The 16242-nt window shown below is 51.7% G+C and carries 17 protein-coding genes; 2 read left to right on the top strand and 15 right to left on the bottom strand.

Translation table 11 applies throughout. The annotated features are described in order from the left end of the window. Positions 1–129 precede the first annotated feature (129 nt). Genes TERTU_RS08460 through TERTU_RS08450 form a run of 3 tightly spaced genes read right to left on the bottom strand, consistent with a single transcriptional unit; the run spans position 130 to position 1958 of the window. Positions 130–735, bottom strand: coding sequence for a MiaE family protein (locus TERTU_RS08460; RefSeq protein WP_015817590.1), 606 nt, complete (start codon positions 733–735; stop codon positions 130–132). Positions 736–750: 15 nt separating this feature from the next. After that, entirely contained in the window at positions 751–1194 is a 444-nt protein-coding gene (locus TERTU_RS08455) for a DUF1289 domain-containing protein (RefSeq protein WP_015819218.1), read from the bottom strand. An 11-nt stretch (positions 1195–1205) separates the two neighbouring features. Beyond that, a complete protein-coding gene (locus tag TERTU_RS08450; RefSeq protein WP_015820098.1) occupies positions 1206–1958 on the bottom strand; it encodes a CBM9 family sugar-binding protein in 753 nt (250 codons plus the stop codon). Positions 1959–2261: 303 nt separating this feature from the next. Here TERTU_RS08450 and acnB point away from each other — a divergent pair, with 303 nt between their 5' ends. Together acnB and TERTU_RS08440 are read left to right on the top strand one after the other, a co-directional pair. Further along, positions 2262–4886: a bifunctional aconitate hydratase 2/2-methylisocitrate dehydratase gene (gene acnB / locus TERTU_RS08445; RefSeq protein WP_187148809.1), complete on the top strand. Its 2625-nt coding sequence runs from the start codon at positions 2262–2264 to the stop codon at positions 4884–4886. A 347-nt stretch (positions 4887–5233) separates the two neighbouring features. After that, positions 5234–5518, top strand: a complete 285-nt coding sequence (locus TERTU_RS08440) for a hypothetical protein (protein WP_012779306.1) — start codon at positions 5234–5236, stop codon at positions 5516–5518. Positions 5519–5581: 63 nt separating this feature from the next. Here TERTU_RS08440 and TERTU_RS08435 read toward each other — a convergent pair whose 3' ends face one another. From TERTU_RS08435 to TERTU_RS08380, 12 genes are all read right to left on the bottom strand, one after another. Beyond that, a complete protein-coding gene (locus TERTU_RS08435; protein WP_015817340.1) occupies positions 5582–5863 on the bottom strand; it encodes a hypothetical protein in 282 nt (93 codons plus the stop codon). A 92-nt stretch (positions 5864–5955) separates the two neighbouring features. Next, positions 5956–6840 carry a DMT family transporter gene (locus TERTU_RS08430; RefSeq protein WP_015818901.1) on the bottom strand — a complete coding sequence of 295 codons (885 nt, stop codon included), beginning with the start codon at positions 6838–6840 and terminating at the stop codon, positions 5956–5958. 43 nt (positions 6841–6883) lie between these two features. Next, on the bottom strand, positions 6884–8029 hold the full coding sequence (locus tag TERTU_RS08425) for a patatin-like phospholipase family protein (protein ID WP_015819472.1): 1146 nt from the start codon (positions 8027–8029) through the stop codon (positions 6884–6886). 76 nt (positions 8030–8105) lie between these two features. Continuing rightward, complete coding sequence (locus TERTU_RS08420) at positions 8106–8552, bottom strand: NfeD family protein (RefSeq protein WP_015819749.1); 447 nt, start codon at positions 8550–8552, stop codon at positions 8106–8108. A gap of 16 nt (positions 8553–8568) precedes the next feature. Next, a complete protein-coding gene (locus TERTU_RS08415) occupies positions 8569–9489 on the bottom strand; it encodes an SPFH domain-containing protein (protein WP_015820594.1) in 921 nt (306 codons plus the stop codon). Between the two features lie 15 nt (positions 9490–9504). Continuing rightward, positions 9505–11127: an AMP-binding protein gene (locus TERTU_RS08410; RefSeq protein ID WP_041590142.1), complete on the bottom strand. Its 1623-nt coding sequence runs from the start codon at positions 11125–11127 to the stop codon at positions 9505–9507. Positions 11128–11344: 217 nt separating this feature from the next. After that, complete coding sequence (locus tag TERTU_RS08405) at positions 11345–13129, bottom strand: acyl-CoA dehydrogenase C-terminal domain-containing protein (protein WP_015819506.1); 1785 nt, start codon at positions 13127–13129, stop codon at positions 11345–11347. A 143-nt stretch (positions 13130–13272) separates the two neighbouring features. Beyond that, positions 13273–13830, bottom strand: a complete 558-nt coding sequence (locus TERTU_RS08400) for a DUF4136 domain-containing protein (RefSeq protein WP_015820144.1) — start codon at positions 13828–13830, stop codon at positions 13273–13275. Positions 13831–13848: 18 nt separating this feature from the next. Beyond that, positions 13849–14454, bottom strand: coding sequence for a hypothetical protein (locus TERTU_RS08395; protein WP_015817041.1), 606 nt, complete (start codon positions 14452–14454; stop codon positions 13849–13851). Positions 14455–14463: 9 nt separating this feature from the next. Further along, entirely contained in the window at positions 14464–15516 is a 1053-nt protein-coding gene (locus tag TERTU_RS08390; RefSeq protein ID WP_015816915.1) for a helix-turn-helix domain-containing protein, read from the bottom strand. Beyond that, on the bottom strand, positions 15513–15788 hold the full coding sequence (locus TERTU_RS08385) for a hypothetical protein (protein ID WP_015817760.1): 276 nt from the start codon (positions 15786–15788) through the stop codon (positions 15513–15515). The genes TERTU_RS08390 and TERTU_RS08385 overlap by 4 nt, the downstream gene beginning before the upstream one ends. Before the next feature lie 5 nt (positions 15789–15793). Further along, entirely contained in the window at positions 15794–16219 is a 426-nt protein-coding gene (locus tag TERTU_RS08380; RefSeq protein ID WP_015818097.1) for a hypothetical protein, read from the bottom strand. Positions 16220–16242: the final 23 nt, after the last annotated feature.

Here is a 16242-nt window from a genome sequence, read left to right as displayed (position 1 = left end):
GCCCCGGTACTGCAATTGCCAGCTACCTACTTTTCGCTGTAGCAAGTGCACGAAAACGCGTCAGAATTACGCACTACGAAGTCTAGTTGTGAATTAGTGGGGCGGCCAGTTAGCGACCCAAAAGAGTTGTTAAGGCGTCAAAACACCTGAGTGGAAACGAAATTCTTCGTCCTGGCTTTCAACGAGGCCTTTTTCCCGCTCAAGAAAGAGCGCGATACGATCGTCGATGGACTGAGTTCCTGCGGCTTTACGAGCAAGCGCGAGATAATCTTCAAAATGGCGGGCTTCAGATTTGAGTAACGAGAGGTAAAATTTTTGCAGTTCCATGTCTAGCGAGGGCGCGAGTTTAGCAAAGCGCTCGCAGGAGCGGGCTTCGATAATCGCACCGACAATCAAGGTATCAATCAGGCGCCCCGGTTCATGCGTGCGTACCGGTTTGCGCAGTTCGGCCGCATAACGCGAAGCAGTTTCCTGGGTGTAGGCGATGCCCCTCGCTTCCATCAACGCAATCACCTGCTCAAAATGCCGCAACTCTTCCCGAGCCAAGCGAGACATTTTATTTAATAATTCGAAGTCGTCTACATAGCGGTACATCAAATTGAGCGCTGTGCTGGCCGCTTTTTTCTCGCAATTTGCGTGATCGAGCAACAACATATCGGGGTGTTGCAACGCGGATTGTATCCACGCATCGGGAGTTTCGCAGAGCAGAAAGTTGTTGATAGCGGTTAATGGCATAGTAAAAGACGAGAATTACAACAAAAAATAACGCTGGTGATGTGCGCACGAAAGCGCGTAATAGTCAGCATCGATTAAATCCCGTAGATCGCTTGCCGAATGTTCGCGCCAGCGGGATTTTACACCAACACCAAAGAGCCGGAAATCGTCGATTTGACTGGCGCCGGCTTTGAGCAAATCGAACACCCAGCAAAGAGGGTTTTGCGCGGGGTTGAATCTCACCTGCTTGGCGACCAACTGACCTCGCAGTTGGGTTTCATCCAGAACACTGAATTTATCATCCACGACCTGAACCAACAAAAACTCCAGTCGGTCGGTAACGGCCTGCTTTTGAAGATTGGTGTAACCGTTCCAGTCGATAATCTCATGGCTGAAACGCTTACAACCGCGGCAGACGCTATCGCCAATGCCGGTCGAACACACGCCAATACACGGCGTCTTTATCTTTGGCCTAACCACTCGAATAACCGCTATTTCACCAGCTCAATTTCGCCGAATACGCTAGCGTCGATCCAACCCCGGTTCTTGTCGCCATTCACAGGTACGATCTCTTCACTACCAATAAAGTGCTCGCGGTTGAGGCCGCCATCGTTATCGCAATAGGCGACCATAAAACCCATTTTTTTACCGAGTTTCAATTTAACCGGCTTTGCCGACCGATCTTCATCCACGAATGATTCGTCATAGATTGCAATAGCCGCTTCCCACACGGTGTATTCCGGGGTGCGCTGCCAGCGCGACTGAACATGGTCGTTATAAAGGTGCGCTTTGCGGTCCGGGCCACTATCGACCACGTTGCCATCCAGCGCGATGTGATACGCAAAAGCGGAGTGATTGTATTGATGGTCACCGCCGGAGTTGTCTTCGTCCACAAACAACTCGAGCGCTTCATCGTCCCAGTAGTGTTCCAGCGGGTCGGCATAGTGGTCTGCCATCACGTCATCAACGATCTCAGCAAGTAAATAAAGGTGTGACTTGGTCCACACAAGCTTGAAGCGACCGCTAAAATCGTCGGATTTTAAACCATCACCGATCAAGACCTGATCAATTTGTCGCCAGGGTGCTTTATCCCAGATAGCCTCATCTGCCACACCATCAATAACCGGCGCGGATTTGGCATAAGGAACTTTATAGTGACTACGGGTATGCGGCTCAGCGGCTTGAATTTGGGTACTGGAAAGCAACAAGCCTCCACATAACCCCATGTAAGCGAGGGTTTTCATTATTCTCTTATCTCCTAAAGCGTGCGGACATGGCCGCGGCAATATAGACCAGATGTACGTAGCTTTACTAGTAGGGGACGATTTCAGCGCCCATATCACGCAGCATGACACCTCTGATAACGGCTATTAGCGCTCTTGATAGTGAATATTCCTATAATGTCACTACCTACCTAATGGCACCCGAATTGCGTTAGAATCCGCAACCCGGATATGTCAGCGTATGCTTCGATAGAACGTCGAATGCCTCGCAGCGCAGATATTCTGCACGGCCGAGTAACCCATTTCTATAAGAGGATGATTATTGTGCTTGAAGCTTACCGTTTACACGTTGCTGAACGTGATGCGCTTGGAATTCCCCCCAAGCCTCTCACTGCAGAGCAGGTTTCCGAGCTGGTTCAACTGCTCAAAAGCCCACCTGCCGGCGAAGAGGATTTCCTGCTGGAACTGCTTAGCTCACGCGTCCCACCCGGTGTAGACGAAGCAGCCTACGTCAAAGCCGGCTTCCTCTCCGCAATCGCCAAAGGTGAAGACGCCTGCGGCCTGGTATCGAAAAGTGATGCGGTGAATCTGCTGGGTGACATGCACGGCGGCTACAACATCGAGACACTGGTAGGCCTGCTGGACGACAGCGAACTCGCCGCCCTTGCCGCTGAAAAGTTAAAGCACACCCTCCTCATGTTCGACGCCTTCCACGACGTAGAAGAAAAAGCCAAAGCCGGTAACGACTACGCGAAAGCCGTTATCCAGAGCTGGGCTGAGGGCGAGTGGTTCACCAACCGCAAAGCGGTGCCCGAATCCATTAAAGTCGCCGTCTTTAAAGTGACCGGCGAAACTAATACCGACGACCTTTCCCCTGCGCAAGACGCCTGGTCCCGCCCGGACATTCCCCTGCACGCACTGGCCATGTACAAAATGGAGCGTGAAGGTTTAACTCCCGAAGAACCTGGTGTAAAAGGCCCACTGGCACAAATTGAAGAAGTGAAAGCCAAAGGCGTACCCGTGGCATTTGTCGGTGACGTCGTCGGCACAGGTTCTTCCCGCAAGTCCGCAACCAACTCTGTACTCTGGTACTTCGGTGACGATGTCACTGGTGTACCAAACAAACGTGCTGGCGGAATCTGTATCGGCGGCAAAGTCGCCCCCATTTTCTACAACACGATGGAAGACGCTGGCGCACTGGTGTTCGAAGCGCCTGTCGACGAATTGAATATGGGCGACATCATCGAAATTCGCCCTTACGACGGTCAAATCCTGAACGAAAGCGGCGATGTAATCTCCGAGTTCGCGCTCAAGTCAGACGTCCTGCTCGACGAAGTGCAGGCCGGTGGCCGTATTAACCTGATTATTGGTCGCGGTCTCACAACCAAAGCACGCGAGTCACTCGGTTTGCCGGTTTCCGATTTGTTCCGCCAGCCAGTGGCTCCGCAAGACAGCGGCAAAGGCTTTACCCTCGCGCAAAAAATGGTCGGCCGTGCATGCGGTTTGGCGGAAGGTCAAGGCGTGCGCCCTGGCACCTACTGCGAACCACGCATGACCACCGTAGGCTCCCAGGACACCACCGGGCCAATGACCCGCGACGAGCTGAAAGACCTGGCGTGCCTGGGCTTTTCTGCTGACTTGACCATGCAGTCGTTCTGTCACACGGCAGCTTACCCCAAGCCTGTGGACATCGACACGCAGCACACTCTGCCAGACTTCATCATGAACCGCGGCGGTGTATCTCTGCGCCCTGGTGACGGCATCATCCACAGCTGGCTGAACCGTATGTTGCTGCCAGATACCGTGGGCACCGGTGGCGATTCCCACACCCGCTTCCCAATGGGCATCTCATTCCCTGCTGGTTCGGGCCTGGTAGCGTTTGCTGCGGCTACCGGGGTTATGCCGCTCGATATGCCGGAATCCGTACTGGTGCGCTTTAAAGGCGAACTGCAGCCGGGCATTACCTTGCGCGATCTGGTTCACGCCATACCTTATTACGCTATTCAGCAGGGTCTGTTAACGGTTGAGAAGAAAGGCAAGAAGAACATCTTCTCTGGCCGTATTCTCGAAATTGAAGGCCTGAACAACCTGACTGTCGAGCAGGCATTTGAACTTTCTGATGCCTCCGCCGAGCGTTCCGCCGCTGGCTGTACCATCAAGCTCCCAGAAGACTCCATCGCTGAGTACCTGCGCTCCAACATCGTTTTGCTGCGTTGGATGGTAAGCGAAGGCTACGGCGATAAGCGCACCCTGGAGCGCCGTGCAGCGAAGATGGAAGAGTGGCTGGCCAAGCCTTCTTTGATGGAAGCTGACGCCGATGCCGAATACGCCGCCGTTATCGAAATCGACCTCGCTGAGGTAAAAGAGCCGGTTGTGTGTGCTCCGAATGATCCAGACGATGCACGACTTCTGTCTACGGTTGCTGGCGATCAGGTAGACGAAGTCTTTATCGGCTCGTGCATGACCAACATCGGCCACTTCCGCGCGGCAGGAAAACTGTTCGAACAAACCAAAGGCGCACTGAAAACCCGCTTCTGGATATCGCCGCCCACCAAAATGGACGAACACACTCTGATGGAAGAAGGTTATTACAATATCTTCGGCTCCAAAGGTGCACGTACTGAAATGCCCGGGTGTTCTCTGTGTATGGGTAACCAGGCGCGAGTCGCTGACGGAGCGACCGTGTTGTCAACGTCGACCCGCAACTTCCCGAACCGCCTCGGCGCGGGTGCCAATGTGTACCTCACATCGGCGGAGCTCGCTGCCGTTGGCGGTATTCTCGGTCGCTTGCCAACCGTGGCGGAGTACCTGGAGTACGCCAGTAAAATCGATTCCATGTCTGCGGATATTTACCGCTACATGAATTTCGATCAGGTGGCAGAATTTGTTAAAGGTGCAGAAGACGGCAAGCGAATAGCGGCAATGGAAATCGAAGAGGTTCGTGTGTAAGCGCAGCAACCTCGCTAAAATGCAAAGCCCCGGCAGAGCCCGGGGCTTTTTTTATGGACTACATTTCCCGGTCTACTGACGTAAATCAAGCTAAAATGTTCGCGAAAGTCTACATTAGAAATTCCAAAGGGTTTTTTGCAGTAGATATGGATATGCAAATCGGAAATATGTAATCCGATATTCAGGTAAATTGGATTTAACGATAGGCGAACCCGCAACAGGAAGCCTTCATTCCGTCGTTAACCCACTAGGGAAAATTATCTGCAGGGCACCCTGCCGGCAACGCGCCTTGTAGGAGTCGCGGCTTTACCGGAACTTATGCAGTATCAGTAGCGGTGAGAAAAACAATGAACAATCCAGCAATATCAGATACAGGACTTATCGAAGTCCTCTTGGAACGTCTCAACAAACAACGTCTTCCCCACGCTTTGCAATTACAGAAGAAAGTCGACGCCGGAGAAGTACTGAATGATTTTGATATGGAATTCCTGGCTGCCGTCATAGAGGACACCAATGGTGTAAAACCCATTTATGACAGACACCCCGAGTACCAGCCATTGATCAGCAAGGTTATGGAACTCTACACCTACATCGTGCTTAAAGCAGCAGAAAATGAGGCTAAGCATTCCTGAAATAAAAAAGCGCGCTCAACAGCGCGCTTTTTATTAATTTTAAATAGTAACTTCAAAAATGTGTCAGGCGACCTTCGGTGCAAACTGGTGGCTCCTCGAGGCAACCATCACAGCTACATTCATCGGCATAGCGCCGCTTAAAACCAGAAGGCTAAGTGGCTGTTGCTTGGTGCGATTCAAACATTGCATGGCTCGGTACCCATAGCCAAGACGCCCAAGTAGATCACCTTGGTACAATATTGCGTCTTCATCGAACTGCACGACCAGCGCACGATCCATTCCCAGATCAACAACCGCCAAGCCCATTTCCCGGTTCAATAAAACTACACGCCCTTCCAGATTCATTTCGCTTCCCCAAAAGCACTTTACGATGGGGAAATAGTAATAACCCTCGTGACGAACCTCAGCGGGGAAAACACCGGCTCACTGTGAAATAATCACATAGGTGCCAAAGCGGCGGGCGGTCGATAGGCTTCCAGTAGCGCAGCACTCACAATAAGTACACATCCCACCCACTCTAGAGGCGCCAGGGATTCTCCAGCCACGAACATCGCTGATACCACTGCCGCGACCAATTCCATGATCATGATTACCGAGGATTTACCTGCTTCCAAAAGGCTGACGCTCCATTGGGAACCAATATTAGCTGCCAATAAAAACGTCACGCTATACAAGATGACCCAGCCCCATGGCAGGTAGCCTACATCGGTTGGAAACTGTTGAACACCCAGCACTAATAGCACTAGTGCCAGCAGCGCACAGCCAACAAACATGGCACTCAACTTAGTCGCCAGCCCAACTTTGTCGACACCGCGGAACAACAGGTTATTGGCAGCAAACGCTATGCCGGCGAGCAATGCAATCATATCGATCCACGATGGAGACTGAGTAAAAATAGCGCTGCCGCCGAGAATTAAATAAGCTCCCCCCAGGGCCAAGAGTACGCCCAACCAACGGAGAGCACCCGTGTGCTCCCGCAGAAAGATCCAGCCGCCCAGCACACCCCAGACAGGCACGAGATAGAACAGCACCATCACGCGAATAACATCACCGTGCATCAACGCGTAGGTAAAACTGGTTATTGCCACCCCGCCTGCAATGCCGATACCCAAAAGCCATCCACGATAAGCGTACAGCTGTGACCAGGAGGGCTTGGCAATCAACACAAGTAACGCCATCAGACTGTGGCTGACAAGCACCAACGGCACCCCATCAATACCCTGCTGGTGAATAAACTTTAGCGGTAGCCAACTAAGGCCCCAAATAATCGACGCCGCCAGTAACACAGCGACCGGCAATTTTTGCGAGGAGGAGTGAAGCACAGATAAGAAACCACAAAGGAAGGAAATAAGATCTCAGCTGTTGCTAAAGATCCGCTTTGAAAAAATCTTCAATAGCCGCACGCTCCCACATGGCATCTTGATAGCCAAGCTCCATGAGCTCACGGACATATTCATGGCAGAATAACAGATAGCTTGCTGCCGCAGAACCACCCGCATGAGCGGTTGCGCCTATTGCACGCATAAAAAACCGAAGGCTGTTTGGCAACCGGCGAATTTTTCGCCCTGCGATTTTATCAAGCTCTTTACTGGGGGAAATAATCAGCGTTTCAACTGGTCGTAAGTAGTCTGTTTTTTCACAGCGTTTGTCCCCAAGCAAATCCAGCAGATGATTGACTCTGACCAAGTGCTCGATATCACCTTCGAGCGCATCAATAAACGCGCTGTTAAACATTTGGCCCACGATTTGGGCCAACGACGGCGAGTGCTTCGAGCGCACTTTTTTACGCTGCCCCCAATGCGCCGGGTTGCGGTTACTGCTCACCCCTACAATAAATACCCTGTTCGCACCTAAATGCAAGGCCGAGCTGATCGGGGCCATCTGGCGCATAGCGCCATCGCCAAAATGTTCCTGGCTCAGCGGTACGGTCGGAAAAACCGTGGGAATAGCGGATGACGCCATTAAATGATCAACGGTAATCGTTTGCGGCGTGCCCACCCGGCGAAATCGTCGCCATCCCCGCAGCTCGGGCTGTCCCTGAAAAAAGCTGACTGATTCGCCCGATTGGTAACCCAGTGCGGTAATCGACAGTGCTCTGAGCTCGCCTTCCGAAACGCGCTTTCCAATGTTGTCAAAAGGGATTGTCGACTCCAAAAAGGCACGCAGCGGCCGATTGTCTAGTAGCGCCAAGGGGCGCCCGCGACTTATGCCTTCGTTGAACAGCGAAGCAACAATTTTTAACCCGCCTGCAGTCAGTGGCCACCATCCAGATCGAAACACATTGTTTATTTCCAGCGAAAGCCAGCTTTGCGCAAGATCTTCTGCCGCCTGGTGGAACCCACCGCGATGCGCGGCAATTGCCGCAGCGTTGATGGCACCGGCAGAGGTACCGCAGATAATGGGGAATGGGTTGCGCATGGCAGGCATGATTTCGCCTACCGCCTGCAGCACCCCCACCTGATAGGCCGCCCGCGCGCCACCGCCGGAAAGGATCAATGCATTTGTGGACATACCGTGCCTCTGGCAGGCTGCGAGGACAATATTCCGATTTGTTGGAGTTCCATGGCTAAAGCGGGAGATTTCATTGTTAGGAAACCGGCTGGGCTGTCAGTGTTGAGCCGTGATACCCGGTAATTTCCACAAGCGCTCCCTGTGGTAAAGGTTCATCACATTCAACTGTCCATAAGGCGTCGTGAATTTGTACTCGCCCCTGTCCAGCCACTACCGGCGCGATTAAAACGGCACGGCTGCCCACGAGCCTGGCAACACGGTTATTCAGCAGTGGATCTTCCGATTCCGTACTGTTGGGCTTTAAATACCGCCAGTAAACGAAGGTGCAGATCACCGAAAGTACACCAAATACAGCAAATTCCACGACCCAGCCCATGGGCACAAAAAAAGTGATCATCGCAACAATCAGCGACGCCACGCCAATAGCCAACAAAAAGCCGCCAGCACCCAGCAGTTCCAGAGCCAGCAGCGCCAGCCCCAATGCGACCCAGAACCAGGGCCCAGAAAGTATGCTCAAATTCATTCGCTATTAAACCCGGTTATACTGCAGGAGATTTGGCGGACTCGACCAGTTCTTTAATCCCGGCAATGGAGCCAATTACGTCGCTTGCCTCCAATGGCATCAATACAACTTTGCTGTTTTGAGAAGCTGCTAGCTGACCAAGAGCATCGACGTACTTTTGGGCAACAAAATAATTAATTGCCTGTGGGTTACCGTTTGCAATCGCCTCACTCACCAAAGCCGTGGCTTTCGCCTCTGCTTCGGCTTCCCGTTCGCGGGCTTCAGCCTCCAAAAATGCGGCCTCTCGCATACCTTCGGCATCCAGAATCTGCGCTCTCTTCTGACCCTCTGCGACTTTAATCGCAGATTCTCTTTCACCTTCGGCTCGCAGTATTTGCGCGCGCTTCTCACGCTCGGCTTTCATCTGGTTCGCCATGGCATCAACCAAATCTCGCGGCGGTGTAATATCGCGAATCTCAATACGCGTGACTTTAACACCCCAGGGGTTGGTTGCCTCGTCCACTTTTGTCAGCAAAGCGGTGTTGATAACATCGCGATTGGACAACATTGCATCCAATTCCATTGAGCCAAGTACCGCACGGATATTGGTCATCACCAGGTTTTGCATCGCCCTTGGCAGATCGTTAACCTCGTATGACGCTTTGATTGGATCAATTACCTGAAAGAAACACACCGCATCGGTTGTTACCATCGCGTTGTCTGCACTAATAACTTCCTGTGGCTCCACATCCAGTACCTGCTCCATGACAATCTGGCGACGACCAATTTTATCGACGAAGGGCACAATCAAATTGAATCCAGGTTTTAACACCCGCGTAAAGCGGCCCCAGCGCTCAACAGTCCACTGCTGTCCCTGGGGCACCGAATGCCAGGCCCGATAGATAATAACGGCAACAAGCGCAATAAAAATAAGCGCTGCAATATTTTGATCAAACACGAAACTTCCCCTTTTTTAATTGTTGTGTTCTGTACTGCGTAAATCTTTGCGCAGAATCTTGCCAACATTAGACTTCGGCAAGGATTCGCGAAATTCTATTTCCTTCGGCACCTTATACGCAGTGAGATTTTTCCGACAAAAATCCACAATCTGCTGCTTTGAGAGAGTCTCGTCGGCAGCAACCACAAACAGTTTTACCACCTCTCCGCACTTTTCGTTCGGCACGCCAATGGCAGCCGCCTCGAGAACTTCCGGCAACTGTGTCACCATGTCTTCAATTTCATTCGGGTAGACATTAAACCCGGACACCAGAATCATATCTTTTTTACGATCGACGATTTTGATAAAACCGTCTTCGGAAATCTCCGCTATGTCACCGGTTTTTAGCCAGCCGTCCTTGTCCAGCACATTTAATGTTTCATCCTCCCGATGCCAATAACCTTGCATGACCTGAGGCCCGCGCACGCATAATTCACCCGCTTGATCGACCACGATGTTGCCGTTTTCGTCTATCAATTTAACCTCTGTTTCAGGTAAAGCCGAGCCCACGTATCCCTGACGGATATGACCAGGCCGGTTCCCTGCAACCACAGGTGATGTTTCTGTGAGACCGTATCCTTCGCAAACTTCGCAACCAGTCATTTTTTCCCAACAGGAAGCCGCGGCCTCATTCAACGCCATACCGCCGGCTGAAGATACATCCAGCGCAGAAAAGTCTAAAGATTTAAAAGGTTCATATCTGCACAGAGCGGTATACAGCGTATTGATACCCACAAAAACAGTAAATTTGTACGGCTTCAATGCTTTTACCATAGACGCCAGATCCCGTGGATTAGGGATTAGTACATTGTGCCCGCCCGTCGAGAACGCGCAAAGACCGTGCAGGTTGAGTGCGTATATATGGTAGAGCGGCAGGCAACACACGTAAATTTCTTTACTCTCGTCGAACGCTTCCGGGATAAACGACACCATTTGCCATACGTTTTCCGCCATGTTGCGATGGCTCAGCATGGCTCCCTTGGCAAGCCCGGTGGTCCCGCCTGTGTATTGCAGTATTAACAGGGTTTCAGGATCTGGAACAACTTTTGGAAAAGCCTCGCCATGACTAGCCACAATATCGTCAAACGAAATAGCGCTGGGAAAGTGAAAAGGAGGTACCATTTTCTTTACGTGCTTCACCACAAAATTCATCAGAGTGCGCTTCACGAACCCATGACAATCTCCAATGTCGGTCACAATCACAGCTTCGACTGCCGTTTCGCGAATAATTTCTGCGGCGTTGTGCGCGATATTGGATAGCACAACCAACGCTCGCGACCCACTGTCGACCAACTGGTGCTTAATTTCGCGAGGTGTATAAAGCGGATTAATATTAACCACTACCAGGCCCGCGCGAAACGCACCGTAGAGCACCACAGGGTATTGCAGTAAATTAGGTAATTGGATCGCAATGCGGTCGCCTTCCTGCAACCCCAGAACATTGCGAAAATAACGCGCGGCGCGCAGGCTTAATTCGTCCAGTTGAGCATAGGTCATCGTTTGCCCGAGACAGCTATAGGCCGGGCTGGGACCGTAACTGGTGAACGCGTGATCCAGTATTTCTAATACGTTTTTATAACGAGGAATCAAAGCAACCACCTTTTTAATGATTTTAGCGACTTACAAGCACCGAAAGGCATACGCCGATGGCGTTTATATAAGAGTATTTGCCAATTCGCATGCGGGTGCAACCGTGTTTTTGCACACTGCCCCCTACTCTCAGCAAGCCGGCACTGAAGCAAATTGAACGTTCGTCGATTATCACCTCTAGATACAAAAAAGCCCGTCGTTGACGGGCTCTGAACCGGATTATTGATTAGAATTCGCTATCTTCAAAATCCAGTAAATTACCAGCACCCGATTTCATCGCTACCACCAGCGACTCCGTTCTTGGCAACAACCGCTTAAAATAGAAGCGCGCGGTTTTAACTTTCGCACGATAAAACGCACCTTCTGCTGCCTCGTGCTCCATCGCGGTCTTGGCGGCGCGCGCCCAGAGATAAGCGTAAACGGCATACCCGGAGTACATTAAATAATCCACCGCAGCTGCGCCGACTTCCTCCTGATTTTCCATGGCGCTCAAACCAATGTGCATGGTGATTTCACCCCACTGATTGTTGAGTTTCGCCAACGGCTGTACGAACTCTGCCAGCTGTTCATTGTCCTCGTTTGCTTTACAGAACTTGTGAACGACTTTAGTGAACCTCTTAAGTAGCTCGCCCTGGCTCATGAGCACTTTGCGGCCCAGCAGATCCAGCGCCTGAATACCTGTGGTGCCCTCGTACAACATCGCAATGCGAGCATCGCGCACATTCTGCTCTACACCCCACTCGCGGATATAACCGTGCCCACCGAAACATTGCAATGCGTGATTCGCGGCTTCAAAACCGGTCTCCGTCAGAAAGGCTTTGGCAATAGGCGTAAGAAAAGCGAGAAGATCGGCAGCTTCGGTTTTGCGCCCGGCATCGTCCGAGAGTTGCTCGATGTCCACTAGCTGTGAGCAGTAATGGATGAGCATGCGCCCACCCTCGGCAAACGCCTTTTGCGTTAACAGCATGCGCCGCACATCGGGATGAACGATAATCGGGTCGGCTGGCCCAGATGGATTCTTAGGCCCGCTCAAGGCACGCATCTGCAAACGCTCTTTGGCATAGCTTAGTGATTTTTGATAACCGACTTCCGCGTGCGCCAAGCCCTGCAAGGCCGTACCCAAGCGCGCGGTGTTCATAAAGGTGAACATACAGTGCAAACCGCGATTCGGCGGCCCGATCAGATACCCGGTTGCGTCATCAAAATTAAGCACACAGGTGGCGTTACCGTGAATCCCCATTTTGTGCTCAATAGAACCGCACGTCACCGCATTGCGTTCGCCCACAGAACCGTCTTCTGCGGGCAAATATTTAGGAACGATAAAGAGAGAGATGCCTTTGGTTCCTTCCGGCGCATCCGGCAGGCGGGCCAGCACAATATGAACGATGTTTTCAGCCAGATCATGGTCACCGGCTGAAATAAAAATTTTTGACCCTTGAATGCGGTAACTGCCGTCGTCCTGCGGCTCTGCACGGGTTTTCAGCATGCCTAGGTCGGTGCCACAGTGGGCTTCTGTGAGGCACATTGTGCCTGTCCACGAACCCTCGACCAATTTAGTGAGGTAAACCGATTTTTGTTCGACCGTGCCGTGTTGGGCGAGGGTGTTCATCGCACCGTGACTGAGCCCCGGGTACATAGACCAAGCCCAATTCGCCGCGCCGGTCATTTCGCTAATAATCGTGCCAACCGACTCTGGCAACCCTTGGCCACCATAGTCAACGCTGTGGTTTATGGATGGCCAACCACCTTCAACGAACTGTTGATAGGCTTCCTTAAACCCTGGAGGCGTCGTCACAACGCCGTCTTGCCAATCACATCCGTGCTCATCGCCCACAGCATTCAGCGGCGCTAGAACGTTTTCACAGAACTTTGCTGCCTCTTCCACGATTGCAGTTATAAGCTCCCGGTTAGCTTCCTCACAACCAGGCAGCGAGGCGTAGTGCTGCTCGTAGTCAAGCATATCGTAGAGCACGAATTCGAGATCTTTCAGGGGTGCTTTGTAGTCAGCCATATTCGCTCCCTTTGCGTGGATTAACTGGATGCCTTATATGCGTCTTATACGACACTAACAATGGCACGGTCTAAAATATTGCCGACCCCCGTTTTTCACGCAATTGCCATTTCCGCCACATCCACTGGCAAAAGCTAGCTGACCTAGTTGGCTTTTGGCGGAAAATGCTCGAACAGGTCAGACAACTGGGCAGCTACGCGCGCTTCGCGCTGTTCAGGAGACAGGCCTTCTTTCACCTTGCCTTCTGTCGAACCGCGCCACACCACTTCCTGACTTTTGGCATCAAGAATATCAACGATGATGCTGCCCTGCTGATAGTAGGTGTTGTGCAGATCAGGCGTATCGTAGGCGTGGCCGTAGGCAAAACCACTTCGGTAAATACCAAAATTAGCGTTGTAGCTTTCAACTTTCATGCGCTCATCAAGCACCAGAAAATAGCGCACCAAAAAGTCTGCGCTGTTTGGGTCCACCTCGGAGTAGCGGTTTGATAGCTGCTTTTTCAGCACTGTCCCAATACGTTTTATCGTGATTTCAGAGACCTTGGGGTTTGCATAAACGGAGGGGTCTACCGGCAATAGCGCGTACGACCGGTATTCATTGAACGCCACGTCCGTTTGGTAGTCGGTAGAAATACCCCGGTTTGCGCAAGCGTTTAGAAGAAGAGTAAGAGCCGCAATGGCCATAACAAGTAAGTGTTTCATAGTAACCCCTTTGTTTTTTTATAGCTGAATTCTAGCCATCAGGCTATCAATGGCGTTGTCGACCCGCTGACTGTGTTCTGCAGAACTAATGCCCTGCAGCAGCGCACCTTCCACCGCGCCTCTCCAGATAGCAATATTCCGCACTGAATCCAACACAGCGACCATAACGGCACCATTTTTCAAGCCCACCGCCCCCATCCCAGGGTAAATACGAAATACCTCATGTAATTCGTCCGTTAAATGTTCGCCCGTGCCTGCCGCCACAATCAACTGGTAGCGGGTAGACCCCGCCTCGCTCGCGAACTTGACACCCTTTGCTTCAAATGCCCGCTGAACCTGCTGCTTCAAGTAAGCATCGGGGCGAAAATCACCGTTACTTTCAATAGTTTCAACCGGGCCCAGCTCTCGCGCCTCTGCAAGCGGCGCATTAAACCAACTGACCGTGGAACCGGCCGCTACCGCGCCCTTGAGCTTACCTACTGTAATGGTCGCCGTCTCCGGCGCATAGGTATAAGGTGTGCCGGTCACAGTCCCGCTGCCTTCCCGACCACCGGTACTGCACGCCGTTAGTGTCAATACAACAAGCCCGACTGCATACGCACGAGCTAATGCTGCCTTTTTCACAGGCTTCTCCTACGGATTCTTGGGCAATTGCTGCTGGCGATATTCGCCCGGTGTCTGCCCTGTCCATTTTTTAAACGAACGAAAAAATGCGCTAGGTTCGTCAAAACCTAACTTTTCGGCAATATCCGCGTTGGAAAGTTCTGCGCACGCCAGATAATGAATGGCGACTTCCATTCGGCATTCGTCCTTCAATTTCTGGTAAGACGTACCTTCCTTACTCAGCTGCCGACGCATGGTCGTCACCGACATGTTCAGCATTTCGGATAGCTGCTCCGCCGATGGGATACTCCGGTTGACCTCGCGCTTCAAAATGTTCCGCACCCGTTCGGTAAAACTCAGTTTGAGCGGGTCCTGGGTGACGAGGTGGTAAGGTGCAGTAGATAGAAAAGCCATCAATGACTCGTGATCCTGCACCAGGGGATACTCCAACACAGCTTTGGAAAACGCGAAGCCGACATCGCTGCAATCGTGAATAACGCTTTCCTGACGCACGCAGGCAAGAGGCTCGCAGCCGCGACTTTTCGGGTGTCGCAGTGCAACCTTGTGCAAAGCAATATCTTTACCTGTCAACCACTCCGCAAATTTGTGCCAAGCTATTATGGCGTTAAGTATGTGGCCGGGGTCAGCGTCGCTAAGCAGTTGGTCAAATTCCTCAGTGCCACAACTGCGAACCGGTACCATGCGTAGGAATACATGCTCGTTAGGAGGATCTTCGTCAAGCGTAAACTTGACCAACATGCCGCGACAGATTTCGGAAAACTCGCCGGCACGAATAATCGCCTGCCGCAAGTTGCTGCAACTGAGCAGGGTCAGACACATCATCCGAAAAGAGCCAAGCTGAACTTTGCCACCCACGAACATACCAAACCATTCGTCTTCGGTTGTGCGCATAACCAGCTGATATAAAGACGCATAGCGCCGCGCGCTAATGTCGGACTGCAAGCTCAGGGCCTGTTCGTCTATTTCGGCCTGCTGGAGGATTGTTCGCGTATCACAACCTGCGAGATGCGCCTGCTCCAACAACCTTGTCACATAGTGCGCAGGAATCCTCGAGTCTTTCATTTTTCGCTGTCTTCCTCGAGCTTATTGTTAAGCCTGTGCAAGGATTCATCCATGACGCTATCGCCCCGCCCCATCAGCCAGCGCAGGCACAAACCCAACACCGCAGCGGCGCCAACAAGCGCTGCAAGCAGTAATACTGCGACCCAGAGTGCCTCGAAGAGCTTGTCTGCCGGGTAGCCGAATCTCACAACCATCATTGCCAGCGCAGCGCCACTGGCGATTAGCGTTACCATGACGTTGGAACGCTTATTAAAGCGGAATTTAACTTTCATGTAGCCTATCGTACGAATGCGTTTTCTTGAGTCCACTCGCAGTGAACTTTGTGAATACCAGCACCTGGTGTGTGACCATTATTGCGACTCTCCCAGGTAAAAGTATGCGTGCCGTATAGTTCTGTTTCCAAGTGGACTACGGCTGACACCCAATACATCTGATTGAGCAGTGCTTCAAATTTTTCAATCCAGTTATTCCACTCGTACTCAATAGCTTTGTAGGAGGCACCGAAGTGCATTACGTCGGAGAGATATGCCTCGGCGTTCACCTCTAATTCGGGAATCGAAAACATCTCCTGACACAGATAAGGCCACTCTTCGGACTTGGGTAACGCTAGCATTGCATTGCGATTATTTTGGCGCCGCGATACATCACCTGGGTTCGATGAAAGGTCTTTTATACAACCGTAAACAATGGATTCCTGCTCCATAAATCTCTCGTATTAAACTGCTC

Source organism: Teredinibacter turnerae T7901 (assembly GCF_000023025.1).
Classification (GTDB): domain Bacteria; phylum Pseudomonadota; class Gammaproteobacteria; order Pseudomonadales; family Cellvibrionaceae; genus Teredinibacter; species Teredinibacter turnerae_B.
This window is presented reverse-complemented; position numbering and strand designations above follow the sequence as displayed.

Bases quoted from the DNA above. Each gene is read 5' to 3' on its own strand.
- TERTU_RS08460 (WP_015817590.1), bottom strand. From the start codon at position 735: ATGCCATTAACCGCTATCAACAACTTTCTGCTCTGCGAAACTCCCGAT.
- TERTU_RS08450 (WP_015820098.1), bottom strand. From the start codon at position 1,958: ATGAAAACCCTCGCTTACATGGGGTTATGTGGAGGCTTGTTGCTTTCC.
- TERTU_RS08440 (WP_012779306.1), top strand. From the start codon at position 5,234: ATGAACAATCCAGCAATATCAGATACAGGACTTATCGAAGTCCTCTTG.
- TERTU_RS08435 (WP_015817340.1), bottom strand. From the start codon at position 5,863: ATGAATCTGGAAGGGCGTGTAGTTTTATTGAACCGGGAAATGGGCTTG.
- TERTU_RS08425 (WP_015819472.1), bottom strand. From the start codon at position 8,029: ATGTCCACAAATGCATTGATCCTTTCCGGCGGTGGCGCGCGGGCGGCC.
- TERTU_RS08420 (WP_015819749.1), bottom strand. From the start codon at position 8,552: ATGAATTTGAGCATACTTTCTGGGCCCTGGTTCTGGGTCGCATTGGGG.
- TERTU_RS08405 (WP_015819506.1), bottom strand. From the start codon at position 13,129: ATGGCTGACTACAAAGCACCCCTGAAAGATCTCGAATTCGTGCTCTAC.
- TERTU_RS08400 (WP_015820144.1), bottom strand. From the start codon at position 13,830: ATGAAACACTTACTTGTTATGGCCATTGCGGCTCTTACTCTTCTTCTA.
- TERTU_RS08390 (WP_015816915.1), bottom strand. From the start codon at position 15,516: ATGAAAGACTCGAGGATTCCTGCGCACTATGTGACAAGGTTGTTGGAG.
- TERTU_RS08385 (WP_015817760.1), bottom strand. From the start codon at position 15,788: ATGAAAGTTAAATTCCGCTTTAATAAGCGTTCCAACGTCATGGTAACG.
- TERTU_RS08380 (WP_015818097.1), bottom strand. From the start codon at position 16,219: ATGGAGCAGGAATCCATTGTTTACGGTTGTATAAAAGACCTTTCATCG.